The sequence below is a fragment of the Paraburkholderia sp. JHI2823 genome, assembly GCF_038900695.1.
Taxonomy (GTDB): Bacteria; Pseudomonadota; Gammaproteobacteria; order Burkholderiales; family Burkholderiaceae; genus Paraburkholderia; species Paraburkholderia mimosarum.
Map to the genome: position 1 here is coordinate 1 of NZ_JAYMRY010000359.1, position 377 is coordinate 377.

The following is a 377-nucleotide window of genomic DNA, read 5'->3' on the forward strand; positions in this document are numbered from 1 at the left end:
AGTCGGCCCTGAAAAACTCGAAGCGCCTTGTGCAGCAAGGGTTTGAAGCTGAATGTTGTTGATGCATTTGCAGGAACCTGGCAGATTATGGGTTGTTTCCTGCAAATTCTGTCGAGGTCTGGATGGGTCCGAAGACAGCGGTGAGCGAAGGCGATTTGTTCCGGCATCCTCTGCGCGAGCAGATCAACCTGAAGCATCCGCTGGTGCGTCTGGCCGATCTGATCAACTGGGATGGATTGAATGCGTCGATGAGCGCGAGCTTCGTCTCGCGCAAGGGTCGGCCGGCCACCTCACCGAGGCTGATTGCTGGCTTGTTGTATCTCCAGCATGCGTTCGATCTGTCGGATGAGGAAGTGGTCTGGCAATGGGTGGAGAAC

Annotated in this window: 1 protein-coding gene; it reads left to right on the forward strand. The window is 55.7% G+C overall.

Annotation, left to right across the window (positions count from 1 at the left end):
• Nucleotides 1-122 precede the first annotated feature (122 nt).
• Nucleotides 123-377: transposase (locus VSR34_RS38970; RefSeq protein ID WP_342965308.1), on the forward strand; the 255-nt coding region annotated here is incomplete at its 3' end.